At 23.8% G+C, this 19415-nt stretch carries 17 protein-coding genes; 11 read left to right on the forward strand and 6 right to left on the reverse strand.

Annotation, left to right across the window (positions count from 1 at the left end):
* Positions 1–390: 390 nt before the first annotated feature.
* On the forward strand, positions 391–1467 hold the full coding sequence (locus tag BN346_RS08180) for a M24 family metallopeptidase (protein ID WP_040327773.1): 1077 nt from the start codon (positions 391–393) through the stop codon (positions 1465–1467).
* A gap of 43 nt (positions 1468–1510) precedes the next feature.
* Here BN346_RS08180 and BN346_RS08185 read toward each other — a convergent pair whose 3' ends face one another.
* The gene (locus tag BN346_RS08185) at positions 1511–2407 is read right to left on the reverse strand and encodes an RNA methyltransferase (protein ID WP_040327775.1); all 897 of its coding nucleotides are present in this window, start codon (positions 2405–2407) and stop codon (positions 1511–1513) included.
* 364 nt (positions 2408–2771) lie between these two features.
* On the opposite strand from BN346_RS08185, the gene BN346_RS08190 reads away from it, so the two are divergent.
* On the forward strand, positions 2772–3443 hold the full coding sequence (locus BN346_RS08190) for a hypothetical protein (protein WP_040327777.1): 672 nt from the start codon (positions 2772–2774) through the stop codon (positions 3441–3443).
* A 50-nt stretch (positions 3444–3493) separates the two neighbouring features.
* Here the strand turns inward: BN346_RS08190 and BN346_RS08195 are convergent, their stop codons facing one another.
* Positions 3494–5629 carry a sensor histidine kinase gene (locus BN346_RS08195; RefSeq protein ID WP_051540183.1) on the reverse strand — a complete coding sequence of 712 codons (2136 nt, stop codon included), beginning with the start codon at positions 5627–5629 and terminating at the stop codon, positions 3494–3496.
* On the reverse strand, positions 5601–6305 hold the full coding sequence (locus BN346_RS08200) for a response regulator transcription factor (RefSeq protein WP_040327779.1): 705 nt from the start codon (positions 6303–6305) through the stop codon (positions 5601–5603). Before BN346_RS08200 ends, BN346_RS08195 begins: the two co-directional genes overlap by 29 nt.
* Positions 6306–6794: 489 nt before the next feature.
* Between BN346_RS08200 and BN346_RS08205 the strand changes: the two genes are divergently transcribed.
* The 7 genes from BN346_RS08205 (at position 6795) to BN346_RS08235 (ending at position 14378) form a co-directional block, all read left to right on the forward strand.
* Complete coding sequence (locus BN346_RS08205) at positions 6795–7601, forward strand: N-acetylmuramoyl-L-alanine amidase (RefSeq protein ID WP_242838410.1); 807 nt, start codon at positions 6795–6797, stop codon at positions 7599–7601.
* A gap of 502 nt (positions 7602–8103) precedes the next feature.
* Positions 8104–9336 carry an aminopeptidase gene (locus tag BN346_RS08210; RefSeq protein ID WP_040327782.1) on the forward strand — a complete coding sequence of 411 codons (1233 nt, stop codon included), beginning with the start codon at positions 8104–8106 and terminating at the stop codon, positions 9334–9336.
* Positions 9337–9451: 115 nt separating this feature from the next.
* Positions 9452–10735, forward strand: a complete 1284-nt coding sequence (locus BN346_RS08215; RefSeq protein ID WP_040327783.1) for a hypothetical protein — start codon at positions 9452–9454, stop codon at positions 10733–10735.
* A 21-nt stretch (positions 10736–10756) separates the two neighbouring features.
* Positions 10757–11473, forward strand: coding sequence for a DUF6320 domain-containing protein (locus BN346_RS08220; protein WP_040327784.1), 717 nt, complete (start codon positions 10757–10759; stop codon positions 11471–11473).
* A 246-nt stretch (positions 11474–11719) separates the two neighbouring features.
* Entirely contained in the window at positions 11720–13015 is a 1296-nt protein-coding gene (locus tag BN346_RS08225) for a hypothetical protein (protein ID WP_040327785.1), read from the forward strand.
* Positions 13016–13033: 18 nt separating this feature from the next.
* Positions 13034–13750 (forward strand): DUF6320 domain-containing protein, encoded by a 717-nt coding sequence (locus tag BN346_RS08230; protein WP_040327786.1) that lies wholly within the window; start codon positions 13034–13036, stop codon positions 13748–13750.
* A gap of 364 nt (positions 13751–14114) precedes the next feature.
* Positions 14115–14378, forward strand: a complete 264-nt coding sequence (locus BN346_RS08235; protein ID WP_051540185.1) for a hypothetical protein — start codon at positions 14115–14117, stop codon at positions 14376–14378.
* An 89-nt stretch (positions 14379–14467) separates the two neighbouring features.
* Here BN346_RS08235 and BN346_RS08240 read toward each other — a convergent pair whose 3' ends face one another.
* The 3 genes from BN346_RS08240 to BN346_RS08250 form a co-directional block, all read right to left on the reverse strand.
* Positions 14468–14671: a hypothetical protein gene (locus BN346_RS08240; RefSeq protein ID WP_040327787.1), complete on the reverse strand. Its 204-nt coding sequence runs from the start codon at positions 14669–14671 to the stop codon at positions 14468–14470.
* A gap of 191 nt (positions 14672–14862) precedes the next feature.
* Complete coding sequence (locus tag BN346_RS08245) at positions 14863–15342, reverse strand: tetratricopeptide repeat protein (protein WP_040327789.1); 480 nt, start codon at positions 15340–15342, stop codon at positions 14863–14865.
* Positions 15343–15390: 48 nt separating this feature from the next.
* Positions 15391–16698, reverse strand: a complete 1308-nt coding sequence (locus BN346_RS08250) for a hypothetical protein (RefSeq protein WP_040327790.1) — start codon at positions 16696–16698, stop codon at positions 15391–15393.
* Positions 16699–17729: 1031 nt separating this feature from the next.
* Between BN346_RS08250 and BN346_RS22230 the strand changes: the two genes are divergently transcribed.
* Complete coding sequence (locus BN346_RS22230; protein WP_278245510.1) at positions 17730–17852, forward strand: hypothetical protein; 123 nt, start codon at positions 17730–17732, stop codon at positions 17850–17852.
* Between the two features lie 137 nt (positions 17853–17989).
* A complete protein-coding gene (locus BN346_RS08255) occupies positions 17990–19408 on the forward strand; it encodes an NAD(P)/FAD-dependent oxidoreductase (RefSeq protein ID WP_040327792.1) in 1419 nt (472 codons plus the stop codon).
* Positions 19409–19415: the final 7 nt, after the last annotated feature.

Here is a 19415-nt window from a genome sequence, read left to right on the forward strand (position 1 = left end):
ATTTGTTCTACAAATTATTTTAAAATCTATTAAAAAAACTGAGCTTTCAGTTTTATCCTTCATTGTTAATTGTTCATCGTTAATTGTTAATTTTTGTACAACACTTTAAATTTCTCTTTCTCAACTAAATTAAGATTAGTTTGCAGTATATATTAAAATTGGATTTCCAAATTTTAAAATGATTTTCTACTATATTTTAAATTTAGTTTAAAAATATTTTTCTTACGTTTTTAAAATTTTCTTTAAATTGCAAAGTATGATTTTAAAATTCTTGATTTTATCATTAAATTAATATATCATTAAATTAATAATTTTAAATATTTATTAATCGTAATGTGCTTATTTAATGGAATAAGTATAAATTTATCTTTACGTTTGGAGGAGATTGTTTTGAAACAAGGAAGACTTAATAACGTTTTAGAAGGCATGAAAGAAAGAGGAATTCCTCAATTATTAATTTCTGATCCTGCTGCTATATTTTACTTAACTGGAAGATGGATTCATCCTGGTGAAAGATTATTAGCATTATACATAAATATAAATGGAAATAACAAATTATTTATTAACGAATTATTCCCAGTACACGAAGATTTAGGTGTTGAAAAAGTTTGGTTTACTGATAATGATGACGGTGTTTCTATAATATGTGATAACATCGAAAAAGATAAAACTATTGGTGTTGACAAAAACTGGCCAGCTAGATTCTTACTAAGACTTATGGAATTAAAAGGTGACACTAACGTTGTTAATGGTTCTATAATAGTAGATAGATGTAGAATGTTTAAAGATGAAGCTGAAAAAGATTTTATGAGAACTTCATCTCATCTTAATGACCTTGCAATGGAACAAATCCAAAAATTTGTTAAAGAAGGTTTATCTGAAAAGCAAATGGCTCAAAAGCTATCTGAAATATATGAATCTCTTGGTTGTGAAGGATTTTCATTTGAACCTATAATAGCTTATGGTGCAAATGGAGCTGACCCACATCATGGTAATGATGGCTCAATGGTTAAAGAAGGAGACTCTGTAATCATTGATATGGGTTGTGTTAAAGATTCATACTGCTCTGATATGACAAGAACAGTATTCTATAAATCTGTTCCTGAACATTCTAAAGAAGTTTTTGAAACAGTTCTTGAAGCTAACAAAAGAGCTATATCTATAGTGAAACCAGGTGTTAGATTCTGTGATATAGATAAAGCTGCTAGAGATTATATTGAATCTAAAGGCTACGGAAAATACTTCACTCACAGAACTGGACACTCAATAGGACTTGAAGTTCATGATCTTGGAGACGTATCAGCTGTAAATACTGAAGAAGTTAAACCTGGAATGATATTCTCAATAGAACCTGGTATATACATACCTGGAGAAGTTGGTGTAAGAATAGAAGACTTAGTTTTAGTTACTGAAGATGGCTGTGAAGTGTTAAACAAATATAATAAAGAATTAGTTGTTATAGAATAGCATTTTAAGAGTATAGATTTAAAAATCTATACTCTTTTTTTATTTATGCTTCTTTTCTATTTAATATACTTTTATTTTTAAGTGATGCTTCATATAAAATTATTGTTGTTGCCACTCCAACATTTAATGAATCACACTCTCCAAGCATAGGTATTGATACACCAGTATATTTTGTATCATACCACTCTCTAGATATTCCATATTTTTCACTTCCCATAACAATAGCAACTCTATTATCATATTTAAGTTCATAATATTCCTTTTCTGCTCTTGTGTCTGTTAAAACAACTTGAAATTTATTTTTATCAAGCCATTTTTTTGTTTCTTCAAATGTACTATCAATAATTTTCATGCTTAAACATGATCCCATACTACTTCTTATAAGTTTTGGATGATTCATCCTAGTTTTTCTATTATTAATTATTATAGCATCTATATTAGTTGCATCTGCTGAACGAATAATTGTTCCTACATTGCCTGGAATTTCAAGACCATCTAATACAATTACAAGATTATTTCTTTTTAAATTTATATCATCAAATGTCTTATTAGGCATATAACATACTGCTAACAATCCCTGTGGATTTCCTTTTTCGCTAATGGATAAAAATACTTTTTTTGATACAACAAAAACTTCCTCTGCTATATTAATACATTTGTGTAATATTTCTTGTGCTTCTATTGTATGAATATCTTCTATACAAAAAATAAAATATTTTATTTTAATATTATTTTTTAGTATTAAATCTAAACCCCATATTCCTTCTAAAACAGCTAACTTTTCTGGATTAGGCTTTGTATTATTATTTAAATTATTAATTTTCTTTATTACTCCATGTTGCTTTCCTGCAAATATAACTTTGCTTTTATATCTATCTAAAACTATTTTTTCTTTTTCTTCTAATGTGTATTTATTTAAATCTTCAAACTTATATTCCATTTTATGCTCCTTTTAGCTAATTAATCTGAACTTTATTATACAAATTTATGTCTAAATTTTCTGTCATTTAGTGGCGATTAATATTGATTTTTTACGATAAAATCCTACATTATAGATATTTTTTTCTTTATATTATATTTGATTTTAAGCTTAATCATATTTATTTAAAAATGTGATTTAATATTTATATATTTCATCACTAATCATCAATATTTAAAATATCTATTTATTAAAACTACAATGTGAATAACTTAAAAGTTTAACCTTAAATTTATATATTTTATTACTTTTAAAAGTTCTAATATGATATTATTTTATTGTAGAAACTATAGATTTCTATAAATTATTTTTTGGAGGAAAATAAATGAATATAGCTTTATATACTGGTTTAGTAGAACATGTTATTGCAATAAATTGTAATACTGTTCTTTGCTTTAAAGAATTATTATGTATACTAGAAAAAAAAGGATATTTAAATAAAAATAAAAGTTCTAATGATTATCTTGATGAATTTTCTAGCTATGGCGAGAACACTTGTATTACCATTAATTTATATGATGCTATAGAAATAAACTCAATTAACTATTATAAAAACAATAGTTATCATATAGTTTCCTGGAATGAATTTCTCGATGAATCTAATGAATTGTTATTAGATTTTAATGAAATTTTAAAATTTCCAATTGGTTCAAAATTTCATGTATATGACAATTCTTGTGATGAAAAATTTAATTTGCTAGATTTTGATGTTTATTGGGATAAAGATAATGCTAATTCAAATCATAAAATATTGAAATGTAACGATAATGAAGTTCCCCTTGGAACTTATATTGTACAGTGCAAATTTTCACAAGTTCCTTGTTTTATTAATGATATATTCAATTTTAATGTCGGAAGTATATTTAAAAAATCTAATTCATTAGATATTTTTGAACTTCAAGAAAGAGATGGAATTAAAATTCTTACTTTAGATGGGGAATATATAAATTTAGATGAAAATATATTTAAATCTACTTTCAAATATATTGAAATTTAATTTAATGAATAAAAATAAAGATAGTTACAAGACTATCTTTATTTTATGTTTTATTCTGCTATTTTAAATTTTATTTGAACTTTAAACATATCTCCATCAATTTTTACATTAAACTTTCCATTTTGAATTTCAACTAAGCTCTTAGCTATTGCAATACCTAATCCTGAACCTTCTGTACTTCTAGCCTCATCCCCTCTTTTAAATCTCTCCATTATTTCTTCTGATTTAAAATTTAATTCATATTTAGATATGTTTTTCACAGTAATAATTGCTATGTTATTTTCTACTATTAAATCTATAAAAACTCTAGTATTTTCTAGCGAATATTTAATTGCATTTCCTATTATATTTTCAAAAACTCTCCAAAGTTTTTTGCCATCAGCTATAATATATGTTTTTTCTTTTGGGAAAATTGTTTTAAAGTTTAATTTTGATTTTTTTATCTTTTCATCTAATTCTGCTAAACTTTGATTTAACAACTCACTAACTTCTACTTTTTCTAAACTTAATTCTACATTTCCACTATTAGCTTTTGATATTTCAAATAAATCTTGTATTAGAACTTTTAATCTTTGAGATTTTTTATCTAAAATTAATATATAATCTTGTACATATTCAGGTGTTAACTTTTCTTTTTTTAATATATCTACATAATTAATAATAGATGTTAATGGTGTTTTTAAATCATGTGATACATTAGTTATAAGTTCAGCTTTCATTCTTTCACTTTTCACTTCATTTTCTATAGCTTTTTTTAATCCTTCACCAATATTATTAATATTTGATGCTAACTCTAAAAACTCATTAAACTCCGCCAAATCAAATTTATAATTTAAATTTCCATTAGCAATTTCCTTAGTACCTACTGTTATTTTCTTTATACTTAATGCCTGTTTTGTAAAATATACATAAATATAAGCTTCGCATATAAATCCTATTAATCCTAGAAATAAAATGGATAATATATTGCCATTATGCATGGATAGTATACTTATAATACCTGCAATACATTCTATAATTAATATTATTATAAATATTAAATTTATTTTTTTACCAAATGAAAATTTTTCAGAAACAGTTCTAAAGTATATTATTAAATCCCATGTATAACTTGCTTTTAAAAAATCTACTTTATTTTCTAAATTTCTAAAATGATAAATCATGCTAGATATAATTAATAATATTATTGCTATACTAAAAATACTTACAATAATCAAACCAAAATTAGCTATAATCCCTAAACAAAATAAAATTAAAATGCATCTAATTTCTAATTTTATTTTATTTATCTTATAAAACATTTCCTTTAAATTATCCTTGCATAAAAGTTTATCTTCTTCAATTTTCTCTTTCTTCATTATTGTACATAATATTATTAGAGAAATTACAAAAACGAAAATAATTATTTGATTATTTCTAGTATTGATTTTATAATTATTATACATTTCATATATTTGATCATTTTCCTCTATAGGGTTAATTACAACTAATTCTAAATTGTAATTTTGAAAATCATTTGAATTTATATTTAGCTTATTTCCTTCTTCATCAACTCCAACTAAATTATTTCCATAATTTTTAACATATAATAAACCACTATTTTCATATGCTGTTCTGAATGCTTCTAGGTCTTTATAGTCAGTATTACTAAATTTACTTTTTGTTGTCTTTTCTTCTATAATAAACTTTATATTTTCTAAATTTTTCAATCCTACTCTTACATCTTTTAATTTAATTTTTCTGTTTGCTATTAAGTCTCCCACTATTCTTTCTTCATTTTCTGGATACTTAGTTTTTAATTTTTCAACTTCGCTATCTATTTTTTCCCAATATTGTTTCTTTGATTCTGTGTCATTTTCAAGTGTAGCATCCATTATTTTGTTTTTATACTCTGTTTCAACTTTTTTCTTTTCATCATTGAGTTTACTTTTGTTATAATTCATTTTATTTTCTATTTCCAAATTAGATGGAATATAATTATATACCATACTTTCAGCGGAATTTATTATATCTTCTAATTTGGCATTAAAAACATTAGATTTTATAAAATTTCTTTCACTTAGTTCCCTATTTTTTAGAATTCTTACGGTTTTTACACCAGTAACTATAGATGTTGATATAACTATAAATAATACAAATGTTCTAAAAAATTTATTATTAATTATATCTTTCAATTTTATATCCAATTCCCCACACCACCTTTAAATATTTTGGTTCTTTAGGATTTATTTCTATTTTTTCTCTAATTCTTCTTATATGAACTGCCACAGTATTTTCAGCATTAAAGCTTGGTTCATTCCAAACTTTTTCATATATACTGTCTATAGAGAAAACTGTACCTTGATTTTCCATTAATAGCTTCAATATTTTAAATTCAATTGGTGTAATTTTTATATTTTCTCCATCAACAGTTACTTCTTTTGTTCTTGTGTTTACTGTAAGACCATCGCTTCTAATTTCTTCACAATCATTCTCACTTTTATAATTCCCTAAAATAGTATATCTTCTAAGCTGTGACTTAACTCTTGCTATTAATTCTAAAGGATTAAATGGCTTTGTAATGTAATCATCTGCACCCATGTTTAATCCTAAAACTTTATCTGTATCTTCTGATTTTGCTGAAATTAATATTATAGGTATATTTTTTTCTTCTCTTATTTTCATAGTTGCTCTAAGACCATCCATATTAGGCATCATAATGTCCATAAGTATTAACTGTATTTGGCTTTCCATCAAAGTTTCCATTGCTGATAATCCATCATAAGCTTTCACCACATTTATACCTTCATTTTTCAAATAAATTTCTATAGAATCAACTATTTCCCTATCATCATCTACAACTAACACATTATAATTTTCCATTAATATCCCCCTTATTTACCATTCATAACTAATTAACAATGATTTGTAATTCACTATTAATTCTTTATCCTTAATTTTTATATCATATTTTTTTCATTTTCAATTGAAATACGAACAAGTAAATGCATAACATTAAGGATAAAACAAGCTTGAAGTTATTCTTAATATGATTTAAGAATAACTAAACTACTTTAAATTCAAGCTTGCTTTCCATAAGTGTATCTCTGTTTAGGTTAGTTATATTTATATAATACCTTCCATATCTTACAAACTACTTATTATATTTCTTAAGAATTTCTTACAATTATTTCTTATATATGATTTTATAATGTTTATGTTTAAATGAAAAGTTTTCACAAATTTAATTGTCTATTTTTTTCTTGTATGAATATATTATTTAATAAGCAAAATTTAATTTAGTACATCGATACATTAGTGTGTTAAATCATATTGATATGATTTTTTCAATAAATTTTATATTTTAGGTAGGTGTTTTTATTGAAAATTGGTGGACGATCAGGTCATAATCCTCTAGCTCCAGGAGCTTCTGGTATCATTGATGAAACTTTAGAGGATAGAAAAATTTTTTTATCTTCTAAATCATATCTAGAAAAGTACAATTCTTTTGTAGATTGCTATCCTGGAAATATGAATAATGCAAATACAGAATTGATGTATGGAATAAATAAAGCTAATTCAAACTCTGTAGATTTATTCTATTCCGTTCATCTAAACAAAGCTTATGATATATATAATGGTGCGATAGGTGCTGAAGTATGGGTTCATCCTAATGCTAGCAGTTCAACTATCTCTATTGCTAATAGAATTTTAAATAATTTAAAGAATTTAGGCTTTTTAAATCGTGGAGTTAAAACTTCTTCTGAACTTGCTGAACTTAACTCAACAAATATGGAAGCTATGATAATTGAATGTTTTTTCTGTGAAGCAACAACAGATGTATCCATTTATAAAAAATATGGTGCTGAGGAGTTGGGATTTGCAATTGCCAATGGAATTGACCCTAAAGTTATCAAAAACACTAACTCTAATGAGGTGAATAAAGTGAAATACTTAGTAATATATAATAATGATGTTGATAAACGTGCTGCTGAATATCTTGCTGACTATTTAAAATGTGCAACAATAAATGAAACTAACTATGATTCTAACACATTAAAAGCTGAAACTATAATTACTGTAGGTGGAGGAGTGAAAACTAAAGGCACTTTAGCACTTTATGGCAGCGATAGATATGAAACATTAAAAGCTGTATTAAAATATATGAATAAATTATAATATTAAAGATGTCTATAAAACTTATAGGCATCTTTTTATTATGTAACATAAATTAAAATTTCAATTAATTGAAATTTTTATATTTTAACTTTTAGTTAATAAAATTAATTATTATATAATTAAAATTATATACATATTTACAACTATACTAAAACTCACTATTATATATACACTTTTTTAAAGAAATCAAATAAATAAATATATTTAAATAACATATTTATTTCCATTTAATTACTTATATTTAATTTTTATCAATTAAATTATTAGAAAACTTTCACTATATTAAATAATATTAAAAATATAAATTAAATATAATTTTATATTTTTGTTAATAATTTGTTAACTTTTTATTGCTATATTTATTTTTTTTTGTTAATATAAGTTTTGTACTAATATTTACATAAATAATTAAATATGAATTTGAATATTTAGTTATAATAATATTTACATATTTTATAATTTTCTTAAAATAATGAATTTTTAATTTTTGGAGGTATTACTAATGAATAATTTTGAACAAAGTTTAAAAAAATATGCAGACCTTGCAGTTGGTGTTGGTATCAATATACAAAAAAATCAAACACTAGTTGTTAACTCACCTATCGAATGTGCAGAGTTTGCTAGAGCAATATCTGAAGCAGCTTATAAAAGAGGTGCTAAAAACGTTATCATGAGATGGAATGATGAAAAATCTGCATTAATAAAATATTTAAATGCACCAGAAGAAGCATTTAATGAATTTTCTAAATTTGAAGCTGATGAACTTGCTGATTTAGCTAAAAATGATGCAGCTTTCTTAACTATATATGCACAAGATCCAGAAATATTAAAACCTGTAGATCCAACTAGAATAGCTACTGCTAATAAAGTACGTTCTATAGCTTTAAAAGAATTTAGAGAATATACAATGAGCAGTACAGTTTCTTGGAACATAGTATCTGTTCCAACAGAAGCTTGGGCTAAAAAAGTATTCCCTAACACTTCTTCACAAGAAGCAATGGATAAATTATGGGATGCAATCTTCAAAATAGTTAGAGTTGACAAAGAAGATCCAGTTGAAGCTTGGAATGAGCACTTAGAAACAATCAAAAAAAGTAAATCATTCTTAAATGAAAAGAAATTCAAAAAATTACACTACAAATCAGCAATAACTGACTTAGTTATTGAATTACCTGAAAAACACCTATGGGCAGGTGGTGGAGAATTCAACGGAAAGAAAAATTTCTTCGTTGCTAACATGCCAACTGAAGAAGTTTACACTTTACCATTAAAAACAGGTGTTAACGGAAAAGTTTCAAGCACAAAACCACTTAACTATGGCGGAAATTTAATTGATAACTTTACTTTAACATTTAAAGATGGAAAAGTTGTTGATTTCACAGCTGAACAAGGATATGATACTTTAAAAGAATTATTAGATACTGATGAAGGAGCTAGATACTTAGGAGAAGTTGCTTTAGTACCATACGATTCTCCAATCTCTAACTCAAACATAGTATTCTTTAATACATTATTTGACGAAAATGCATCTTGTCACTTAGCATTTGGAAATGCTTATCCAACATGTTTAGTAGATGGAAGCGAAATGTCTCAAGAAGAATTCATAAATGCTGGTGCTAATACATCATTAACTCACGTTGACTTTATGATAGGATCAAGCGATTTAGATATCATTGGAATAACTGAAAATGATGAAGAATTCTATGTATTCAAAAACGGAAACTGGGCTTTTTAATTTTAAATTCATAAAAAGATAAAAGAGGAATTTTTCCTCTTTTATTTTTTTATGAATTTTTTCTATATAAAATAATATTAATAATATATAACAATTTAATAGAGGTTATTAAATAATGAAGTATGAAAGTTCTAATTGGTATCCACTTGATAATGCTGGAAAATTATATCCTTCTATAATGTCTTGGAGAGTTACAACTGTTTTTAGATTTTCAGTTACTTTAAAAAAGTTAGTAGATAAAGATGCTCTACAATCTGCATTAAATATTATTATAAATAGATTTCCATATTTCCAAGTGAATTTACGTCCTGGTTTCTTTTGGTACTATTTTGATCAAACCAATAAAAAACCACTTGTTGAAAAGGAAGAATACTATCCTTGTACTGGAATGGAATTAAAGAGAAATGACACCTTTCCATTTAGAGTATTTTATTTTAACTGTAAAATTTCTGTTGAATTTACTCATGCAATAACTGATGGTACTGGGGCCTTAGTTTTTTTTAAATGTTTATTAAATGAATATTTTAATAAGCTAGGAGTAAAAACATCACCTATAAATGAAGTTTTTTTTAAATATGATTCTATACCTAGTAATGCTGAATTCGAGGATTCTTTTAAAAAGCACTTCAATACTAATATACCTAGTCCAACCCTTATGCCTTTAGCCTTTCATTTTCCTATGGATTTGGACACTAAAGGTGTTTATCATATAGTAACAGGTATTTTACCTCTAACAGAAGTTTTAAAACTATCTAAAAGCTACTCTGCAACTATTACAGAATTTTTGATTGCTATTTATTTTGAAACAATAATAGATTATATGAAATTATTAGAGGAGAATGACATTCCCTTTAGTATGAGACCCATAATTTTAAATGTTCCTGTAAATCTAAGAAAAATGTATAATTCAACTACATTAAGAAATTTTTTTATTTCTGTAACACCAATGTTAGATCCTCGCCTTGGTGATTATACTTTTGAAGAAATAATACAAATTGTTAAAAGTTATATGGAAATAAAAACACATAAACGATTCATAAATCAACATATAAGTAAAAATGTAAAAAGTGAATTATTTTTTATAAATAGAACTGTACCTTTAGTAATTAAAAATTTGCTTATGCCTTTAGCTTATAATACTTTTGCTGAAGGAATTTACACAAGTGGTCTATCTAATCTAGGAAAAATAACTCTACCTAAAGAAATTGAAGGCTTTATTGAAAAATTTGAAGCTTATCCTCCTCCAAGCCTTGGAAATAAAATAAAAGTCGTTGTATTAAGCTTTAAAGAAAATCTTTTTATAAGTTTTGGTAAAGTTACAACTGATTCTAATATAGAAAGAATCTTTTTTACAAAATTAAGAAAGCTTGGAATACCAATTAAAATCGAAACAAACTAAAATCTTAAAGGAGGTTTTAAAATGCCCTATTGTCCTAAATGTGGAGTTGAAATCAATTATGGTGTAAAAAAGTGCCCTTTATGTAAATTTTCACTTCCACCACTTGAACCAGATTACACAAGAAAAAGCTATGAGAATTTTCCTAATGCACAAAATATATATGATAAAAAAGTTAAGGAATTTAAAAAAATACTTTATTCTGTAATTAAAGCTATTTGCATATGCAGCGTTTTTATAACTATATTTTATAATTTCTACGTTTCGGGAAAACTTACTTGGTCTAAATATTCCAGTGTAAGTATAATAGCTGCAATGCTATATTTCTATTTAATGTTAGATTTGCAATGGGATTTTAAAAATTTTTTAATTGGAGGCGCCATTAATACATTTATTTTACTTTTACTATTTGATATTTTTGATGGAAATCTTTCCTGGTCAATTAGACTAGGTCTGCCTTTTATTGTAATGACTGTATGCTTGCTTTCAATTGTTTACGAGGTCATAAAATTCACTAAAAATAAATTTTTTAATGTAGCTGGTTATACTTTAATAGCTTTAGGTTTATATTGCATTGGTGTTAATGGATTTATCTCATTAAGTATTCAAGGCATATTTAAACTTACTTGGTCAATATTTGTTTCAATAATATTAATTCCTCTTGGATTACTACTTATATATATTCATCACAAACTACCTAACTCACTTAAATTGAAATTAAAGAAAAAATTTCATTTATAAATACTTCAAATTGCTGAATTAAATCTTATGAATCAATAAATACTAAAATAAGATTTATATTTAGCAATTTCTTTATTTTAATAAAATTTATTAAAATTTTATTAAATCAATATAGTAAATTCAATTTAATAAATATATAATTTAATTATATGTTTATAAGTAAATAAAGTTATTTTTACTAATTTATTTAATATACAAAATTACACTAAATCATGTATTTATATTGATTTTCTAGAAAGGTAATCTATGAAAGATAATTTTAAATCAAATTGGTATCCTTTAGATAATGCTGGCAAACTTTATCCATCTATAATGTCTTGGAGAGTTAGCACATTATTTAGAATTTCTGTTACTTTAACAGAAACTGTAGATAAAGATATTCTTCAAAATGCTTTATCAAAAATAATAAATCGCTTTCCATATTTTCAAGTTAATTTAAGGCCAGGACTATTTTGGTATTATTTTGACTACACTGAAAATATTCCTAAAGTGGAAGAGGAAATATACTATCCTTGTATGTGTTTAAAATTAAAAAAGAAAAATCAATTTCCTTTTAGAGTTTTATACTATAATAAAAAGATTTCAGTAGAATTTTCTCATAGCATTACTGATGGTACTGGCGGCATAATTTTTCTTCAAAGTTTACTTAAAGAGTACTTTAAAGAAAAAAATATTTTTTCTTCAGAGCCTAAAAATGATTTCTTTAATTATTCAGACTATCCTAAGGCTGAAGAATTTGAAGACTCATTTAAGAAACATTATAACAAAAATATACCAGTACCAAATAAATTACCAAAAGCCTTTCATTTTCCAGTTAATTTGGAGAACAAAGGTGTATATCATATAGTTACAGGCATAATTCCTGTACGTGATATTTTGTCCATTTCTAAAAAATTTAATGTTACACTTACTGAGTTTCTAATTGCTGTTTATTTTGAAACTATACTTGATTATATAGAAATATTAAAAATAGAAAATCCAAACTTAAAACTTAATCCTATAGTTTTAAATGTACCTGTAAATTTAAGAAATCTATATAATTCTAGTACACTTAGAAATTTCTTTACAACTGTAACACCTAACATTGATCCTAGGCTATCTAAATATTCTTTTGAAGAAATACTAGCTTATGTACATAATTATATGAATTATAAAGTTAATCGTCGTTTTATTGATCAATATATTTCTAAAAATATAAAAAGTGAACTATCTATTTTAAATAGAATTACTCCTCTTTTTATTAAAAATTTAGTATTGCCTTTTGCATATAGTAGATTAGCTGAAGGAAGTTATACCAGTGGATTATCTAATTTAGGTAAAATATCTGTACCTAAAGAACTAGAACCATATATTGAACGATTTGAAGCTTATCCACCACCTAGTGAAGGTAACAAAATAAAAATAGTAACTATTAGTTATAAAGATAATTTATATATAACTTTTGGTAAACTTACTACTGATAAAAATATAGAAAGAATATTTTTTAGCAAACTAAAAAAAATGGGACTTAATATAAAAATAGAAACTAACGATACTTTTTAAAATTTGGAGGTGATTCTTTTGCCTTATTGTCCTAAGTGCGGTGTTGAGGTAGATTATAATATTAATGAGTGTCCACTATGTGAATTTTCAATTCCCAAAGTGCCTTTAGAAGACAATTTAGAACCTGTTTCTAAATTTCCTAAAGCTATTAATACATATCCACATCATCATGAACAACTAAAGAAAACTATTTTTTTAATTTCTATGTCTATTGCAATTTGTATTATTGTAATAGCAATACTTCAAAATATTTATTTTTATAAAACTATAACTTGGTCTAAATACAGTACAGTATCATTATTTTGCGGTATAATATATCTTTACATAATACTTAAAGCTAATCTATCTTTAGATAATTTTATATGTGCATTTGGAGCTAATACATTTTTTCTATTGGTATTATTAGATGCATTAAATAGCACCTTAGATTGGTCTATAACACTTGGATTACCTTTTACCTTATTAGCTACTATTTTCATTATAGCTATTATAAAGATAATACGTAAAAGTGACATCCGTGGTTTCAATATAGCAGCATATATAATACTTTTTTCTAATTTATATTGTATATGGATAGATTCTTTAATTTGTTATAATTTTAAAAATGATATACGACTTACTTGGTCACTAATAGTTTCATTTATTTGTGTACCTTTGTTTATTTCATTACTATATATACATTATAAACTACCAGCTAAATACAAAGAAAAGTTTAAAAAGAAATTTCATATATAATTTTTAAAGCTTATTTTAGTTGTATATTTTGCCTCTAAAATAAGTTTTTTCAAAATGCTTTAAATAATTTTGATGCAAAATTAATATTTAAAATATTCTCAATATTAATTTAATTCCTTTTTACATTATAATTCGTTATTTTTCTAGTTTTTTCTACATATTTTTACATTCTTTCACTTGGTAACTGTAAAATATATAATTCTTTTTTGCATTTCTTTAAATTCAGCTAGAATTTGTATGAAACAGGAGCATTCATTAGATATTTTACCGAGATTTGTTAAAGTTTATATTTATTTTATTATTCTATAGGAGTATAATAAGGTCGTAGGAAAAAATATCTATTTAATTTTAGGAGGATTTGAAAATGAAAAAAGTTCTTTCAATCGTATTAGCATCAGTTTTAACATTATCTTTAGTAGCTTGTGGAGGAAACAACACAAAAACTGAAAACAACGCAACTAAAGGAAACAACACTAAAACTGAAGAAAAAGCTAACAACAAAGCTGAAAATAAAAAAGAAGATAATAAAAAAGAAGATAACAAAAAAGAAGACGACAAAAAAGCTAACAACAAAGCTGATAACAAAAAAGCTGACAACAAAGCTGAAAATAAAAAAGAAAGCAAATAGTTTCTGTTTTATTTAAAGTGGTAAAGCTTTTAAATTAAAAAGAAAGGATTTTAATATTTTTAAATTCCTTTCTTTTTAATTTTAAAAATTTATTTCTTTAACTGTTTATCAATTAAAAAAATAGCTATAATATCACCTATAACTATAAATGCACACACTGTTATAAAAAATATTGAATTTTTATAACCTGCAAATAATATTCCAATCAAAAATATAATTATTTCAAAATTTAAACCTATCTTAAATTTTTTTAATTTTTTTTCATCCATAGTAATTTTATCCTTCTTTCTCACAGCAATCATCCCTTATAGAATTCCAAGTTTAATGTTTAAATAATACCTTTCATTCCTAATATTTAAAGTTGAAATACCTAAAAACTAAGTTTTAACTTGGATTCATATAATATCATATCAAAATTTCATAAAAAATAAATGCTCAAATCGAAATAAATTCAAGCATTTTATAATATAAAGTATTTTTAATATTAATTCATACGGTTTATCAATTCCATATATATATTAGAATATTTAACATCTTCTTCTATTGAATTAAGTTTTTTTAGATTTTTATATTGACCTATTTCATTCCCCATTTTATTAAAAATAAGTGTATTTAATAAATATAATTGTTTAAAATTTGGATATTTATTTAAATATTTTTTAGAAACACTTAATGCTTCATTAAATTTATTGCTAACATATAATGTGCTGACATACATTACTATTAAGTCAAATATTATCTTATCTGAATATCTGATCTTATTTAATGCCTTATTATAAAACTCTATTGCTTTATTAAAATTTCTTACTTCCCTATATTTATTTGCTAGATTATAATAAATATCTACTTCCCTATTAAATCTGCAATAACCATTAATACTACTAAAATTAGAAGGATTATTATATTCGTTAACCCTAAAATCAATTTCATCAATATTAATTGTATTTGAATTTATTATACTCAACTTTTTATCCCCTTTTACCCTATATTGATTACATCTTCATTTAACTTTTTATATTATAAAATGTATTATGTCTTCTATACTCTCATAATCTTTTATTTCATTATAATATTTTATTAAATAGAAAATTAAATCTGTATTTTTTTCTAACATGTTATTTGATATTAATTCTAATACCATATTTTTTAGATTTCCCATCTCTTCTATATTTTCTTCTTCCATATTTATATTAAATAAATTTAATATAGCTTCAAATACAATATGTTTATTTTTAACTTCAATTGCACACTTTAATGATTTTTTAAAATATTCTGCACATTCTTCTTTTGTATTTAGTAATTTTAGTGCCATAGCCATATCATAATATATTTTTTCTTCATTTTTTATTGTACCATTAATTTCTTTGCATATTTTTAAAGCTTTATTTAAATATTTCTGTAAATTTTTCCTATCTTTCAAACAACCATATATCTCCAAAATGTTAGATATATATAATAATTGAAGTTCAATATTATTAGAAGGAATTATCTTGCAAATTTCTTTTTCTATTAATAATGCTTCTAAAAATGACTTTTTATCTTTTAAGCACATTGCCTTTAAATTTAATATATTAATTTTTTCATATAAATTTTCATTTAAATACTTAGTATATCTTTCTTCTAATTGTTTTATTTTTTCAAGTTGATAGCTATAATTTTCTAAGTATTTGTAACAAATTATACTATTATAATGAAGTTCATATGATTCCTCTTCTTTAAGTTTTATTAAATTTATTTCGGCAAAATTTATAAATCTCAAAGCTTCATCAAATTTCTCTAATTCTATGCAGCATCTAATTAAATTAATCAATAAACTAAAAATCAAAATACCTTCATCACCAATAATATAATTTTCATATGCTTTAATATAATAATTATATGCTTTAGATTTATTATCACAACTTAAAAATTTATCTCCTATTTTTTTAAATATAACGCATTTCTTTTCTCTACAATTATATTTTTTTAAAAAATATTCTAGTTCATCAAATGAATACTCTATTGTGTCAATTTTATTAATAGGTGTGCTCTCAATAAATTCAATATAGTCATCACAAATTTTATTTACTTGAGAATGTACATCTTCAAGTAAATATTCTGGTGTTATAGAAAAATTTATATTTTTTTCACTACAAAATTTATTTATATTATTTGATAGTATTTGAGCAACATTTTCAGTCAAATTTGCTTTATTATTTTCAATAATACTTATAAGATTTCTTGTAATCTCTCCACCAGTTATATCTTGTTGTTTTATTTTAAATTTTCTTCTAATTACTTTAATCTTTTCCCCCGGACTCAGAATTTCTATATTCTGCATACAAACACCTCTCATTCTATAATTGATTATATTACAACTACTTCTCCTTAAAATTATAGTGAAAATTTAAATTTAAAATTCATCAATAATTTCTAATAAAACTTATACTTTTAACTTAACTATTAATTAATTATTTATTTTATTTATGTAATATATAAAAATATATTTTTTTACTTACATATCTATAAATGCTATAAAAAATAACAATTTAATTATTATCAACTATATACCTATTATGTAATTATATAGTTATACTTCTAATTTAATGTATATTTTGAAAATAGTAAATAGACTTAGTTTATAATTTAAAATATAACCACAAATAGTACAAAAATTTAATTGTATGTTAATAATTAAATCATTTACTTTACTTTAAATCTTTTCTATTTAACTCTTTAAAATATTGCTAATTGGCAGTCATAATTAATATTATTTATATAATTTAATATATAATAATTTAATATTTTCCTATACTATACATTTATTATAATTTAAAATTATTTATTATATCTTTATTTTAACTACCTTTATTTATAAATATATGAAAATTATATTATTATTGATAATTATATCATATTTGACTTAATTTTCTAAATATTTTTATGAACTTATTTTATCCTTTATCCTCCATCGATCATCGTTAAATTTCCTACAATATTTAAATCTTTCTTTCTCAACTAAAGTATTCATAACTTAAAGTTTCAGTTGAGAATTTTAAAGAATAATTTTTTATTAAATTTGCAAAGCCAATTAGTTGAAAACAATATAAAAACGTAGTTTTTATATGTTTCTATTTTAAATATTATGAATGAAATGAATAACATTAACCATCACTTTTCGCTATTTCCTCTTACTTTTTACTTGGTTCCCAACATGATATCAGAATAAACTGTAAACTAATAGTATCATTTGATAAAAATATTACTTTGAACTTGAAACTCTATATTCTTCTTGTTTATTATAAATGTATATAAATTAATTTAAATATATAATATAATTATTACTAAATTTAAATTTTAGGAGGTTCTATAATGACAATAAAAAGCATTTTATTTATACCTATTTTATTAGTTGCCCTAATTTTAAACATTTATGTTATATGTGTAATTGTTAATTCTATAAGAAAATATAAAAAATGCAAAAACAAAAAATAATACTATAATTAATATTTTTAGTAGTTTGTTTTATTATCATTATATTTATTAATGATAGTCATAAAATTTCTATATTTTACACAACGTAAAAATCCACATATAATTTATTCATAAAGTGTTACGGGGAGGATTTTAATATGTATGATGTAATAATTATTGGTGCTGGTGTAATTGGTTCTTCAATTGCTAGAGAAGTATCTAAATATAATTTAAATACTTTAGTTCTTGAAAAAGGAGAAGACGTATCTGTTGAAGTTTCTAAAGCTAATAGTGGTATAGTCCATGCTGGATTTCATTTTGATGATACAAACTTAAAAGGAAAATTAAGTCTTAGAGGAAAAACCTTAATAAAAGATTTATCAAAAAAATTAGACTTTCCATTTAAAGAAAATGGTTCTTTAGTTTTAGCTTTTAATAATGATGATTTATTAGTTTTAGCTAAATTTAAAGAAAATGCAGATAAGCGTGGAATTGATACAAAACTCCTTACTAAAGAAGAAATTTTAAATATGGAACCTAACATAAATGCTAATGTAATTGCAGCTCTATATTGTAAATCTTCTGCTATTGTAAACCCTTATGAAATGACAATAGCACTTGCTGAAAACGCATGTGAAAATGGTGTTAACTTTAAATTTAATTCTAAAGTTATTAATATAGAAAAACATAATGACATTTTTAATGTCTTTACTGAAACTGATAAATTCGAAAGTAAAATCATAATAAATGCTGCTGGCATTTATGGAGACACTATAAATAATATTTTAAGTGAAAACAAATTGCATTCCATTGGAGTTAAAGGTGAATATTGCTTATTTGATAAAGTTGCTGGTGGTATTATAAATTCAACTTTATATCCAATTCCAACTAAAGAAAGTAAAGGTGTTTTGGTAACTCCTACTACTGATGGAAATCTATTAGTAGGACCTAATGCTGAGTCTACCGATGGCTTAAGTAATACCTATGTTTCTTCTAGTACATTAAGTAATATCTTAAACACAGGAAAGAATTATGTTAATAATCTACAAACTAATAGAGTTATAACTACCTTTGCAGGGGTTAGACCTAAACTTCAAGAACACACTGATTTTATAATTGAAGAATGTTCTGATGTTAGAAACTTTATAAATGTTTTAGGCATTGATTCCCCTGGGTTAACTGCGGCACCTGCTATAGGTGAATATGTATCTACTATAATTCAATCTTTAATTTTCACTACAAAAAAAGAGAATTTTAAAGATATCAGAAAAGGAATTTTAAAGTTTTCTAGTTTATCTTTATCTGAAAAAAATAAATTAATAAAATCAAACCCACTATACGGCAAAATTATATGCCAATGTGAAATGATTACTGAAGGTGAAGTAGTTGATGCAATAAATAGACCATTAGGTGCAACAACATTAGATGCTGTAAAAAGACGTACTCGTGCTACTATGGGTGGGTGTCAAGGTACTGGTTGTATGTTACCAGTTTTAAATATACTATCTCGTGAACTAAATAAAGATATAACTAGTATTAACAAAAATAATACTAATTCATTTATAGTAACTAAATAGGAGTGTG

The organism is Clostridium ihumii AP5 (assembly GCF_000612845.1).
GTDB lineage: Bacteria > Bacillota > Clostridia > Clostridiales > Clostridiaceae > Clostridium_J > Clostridium_J ihumii.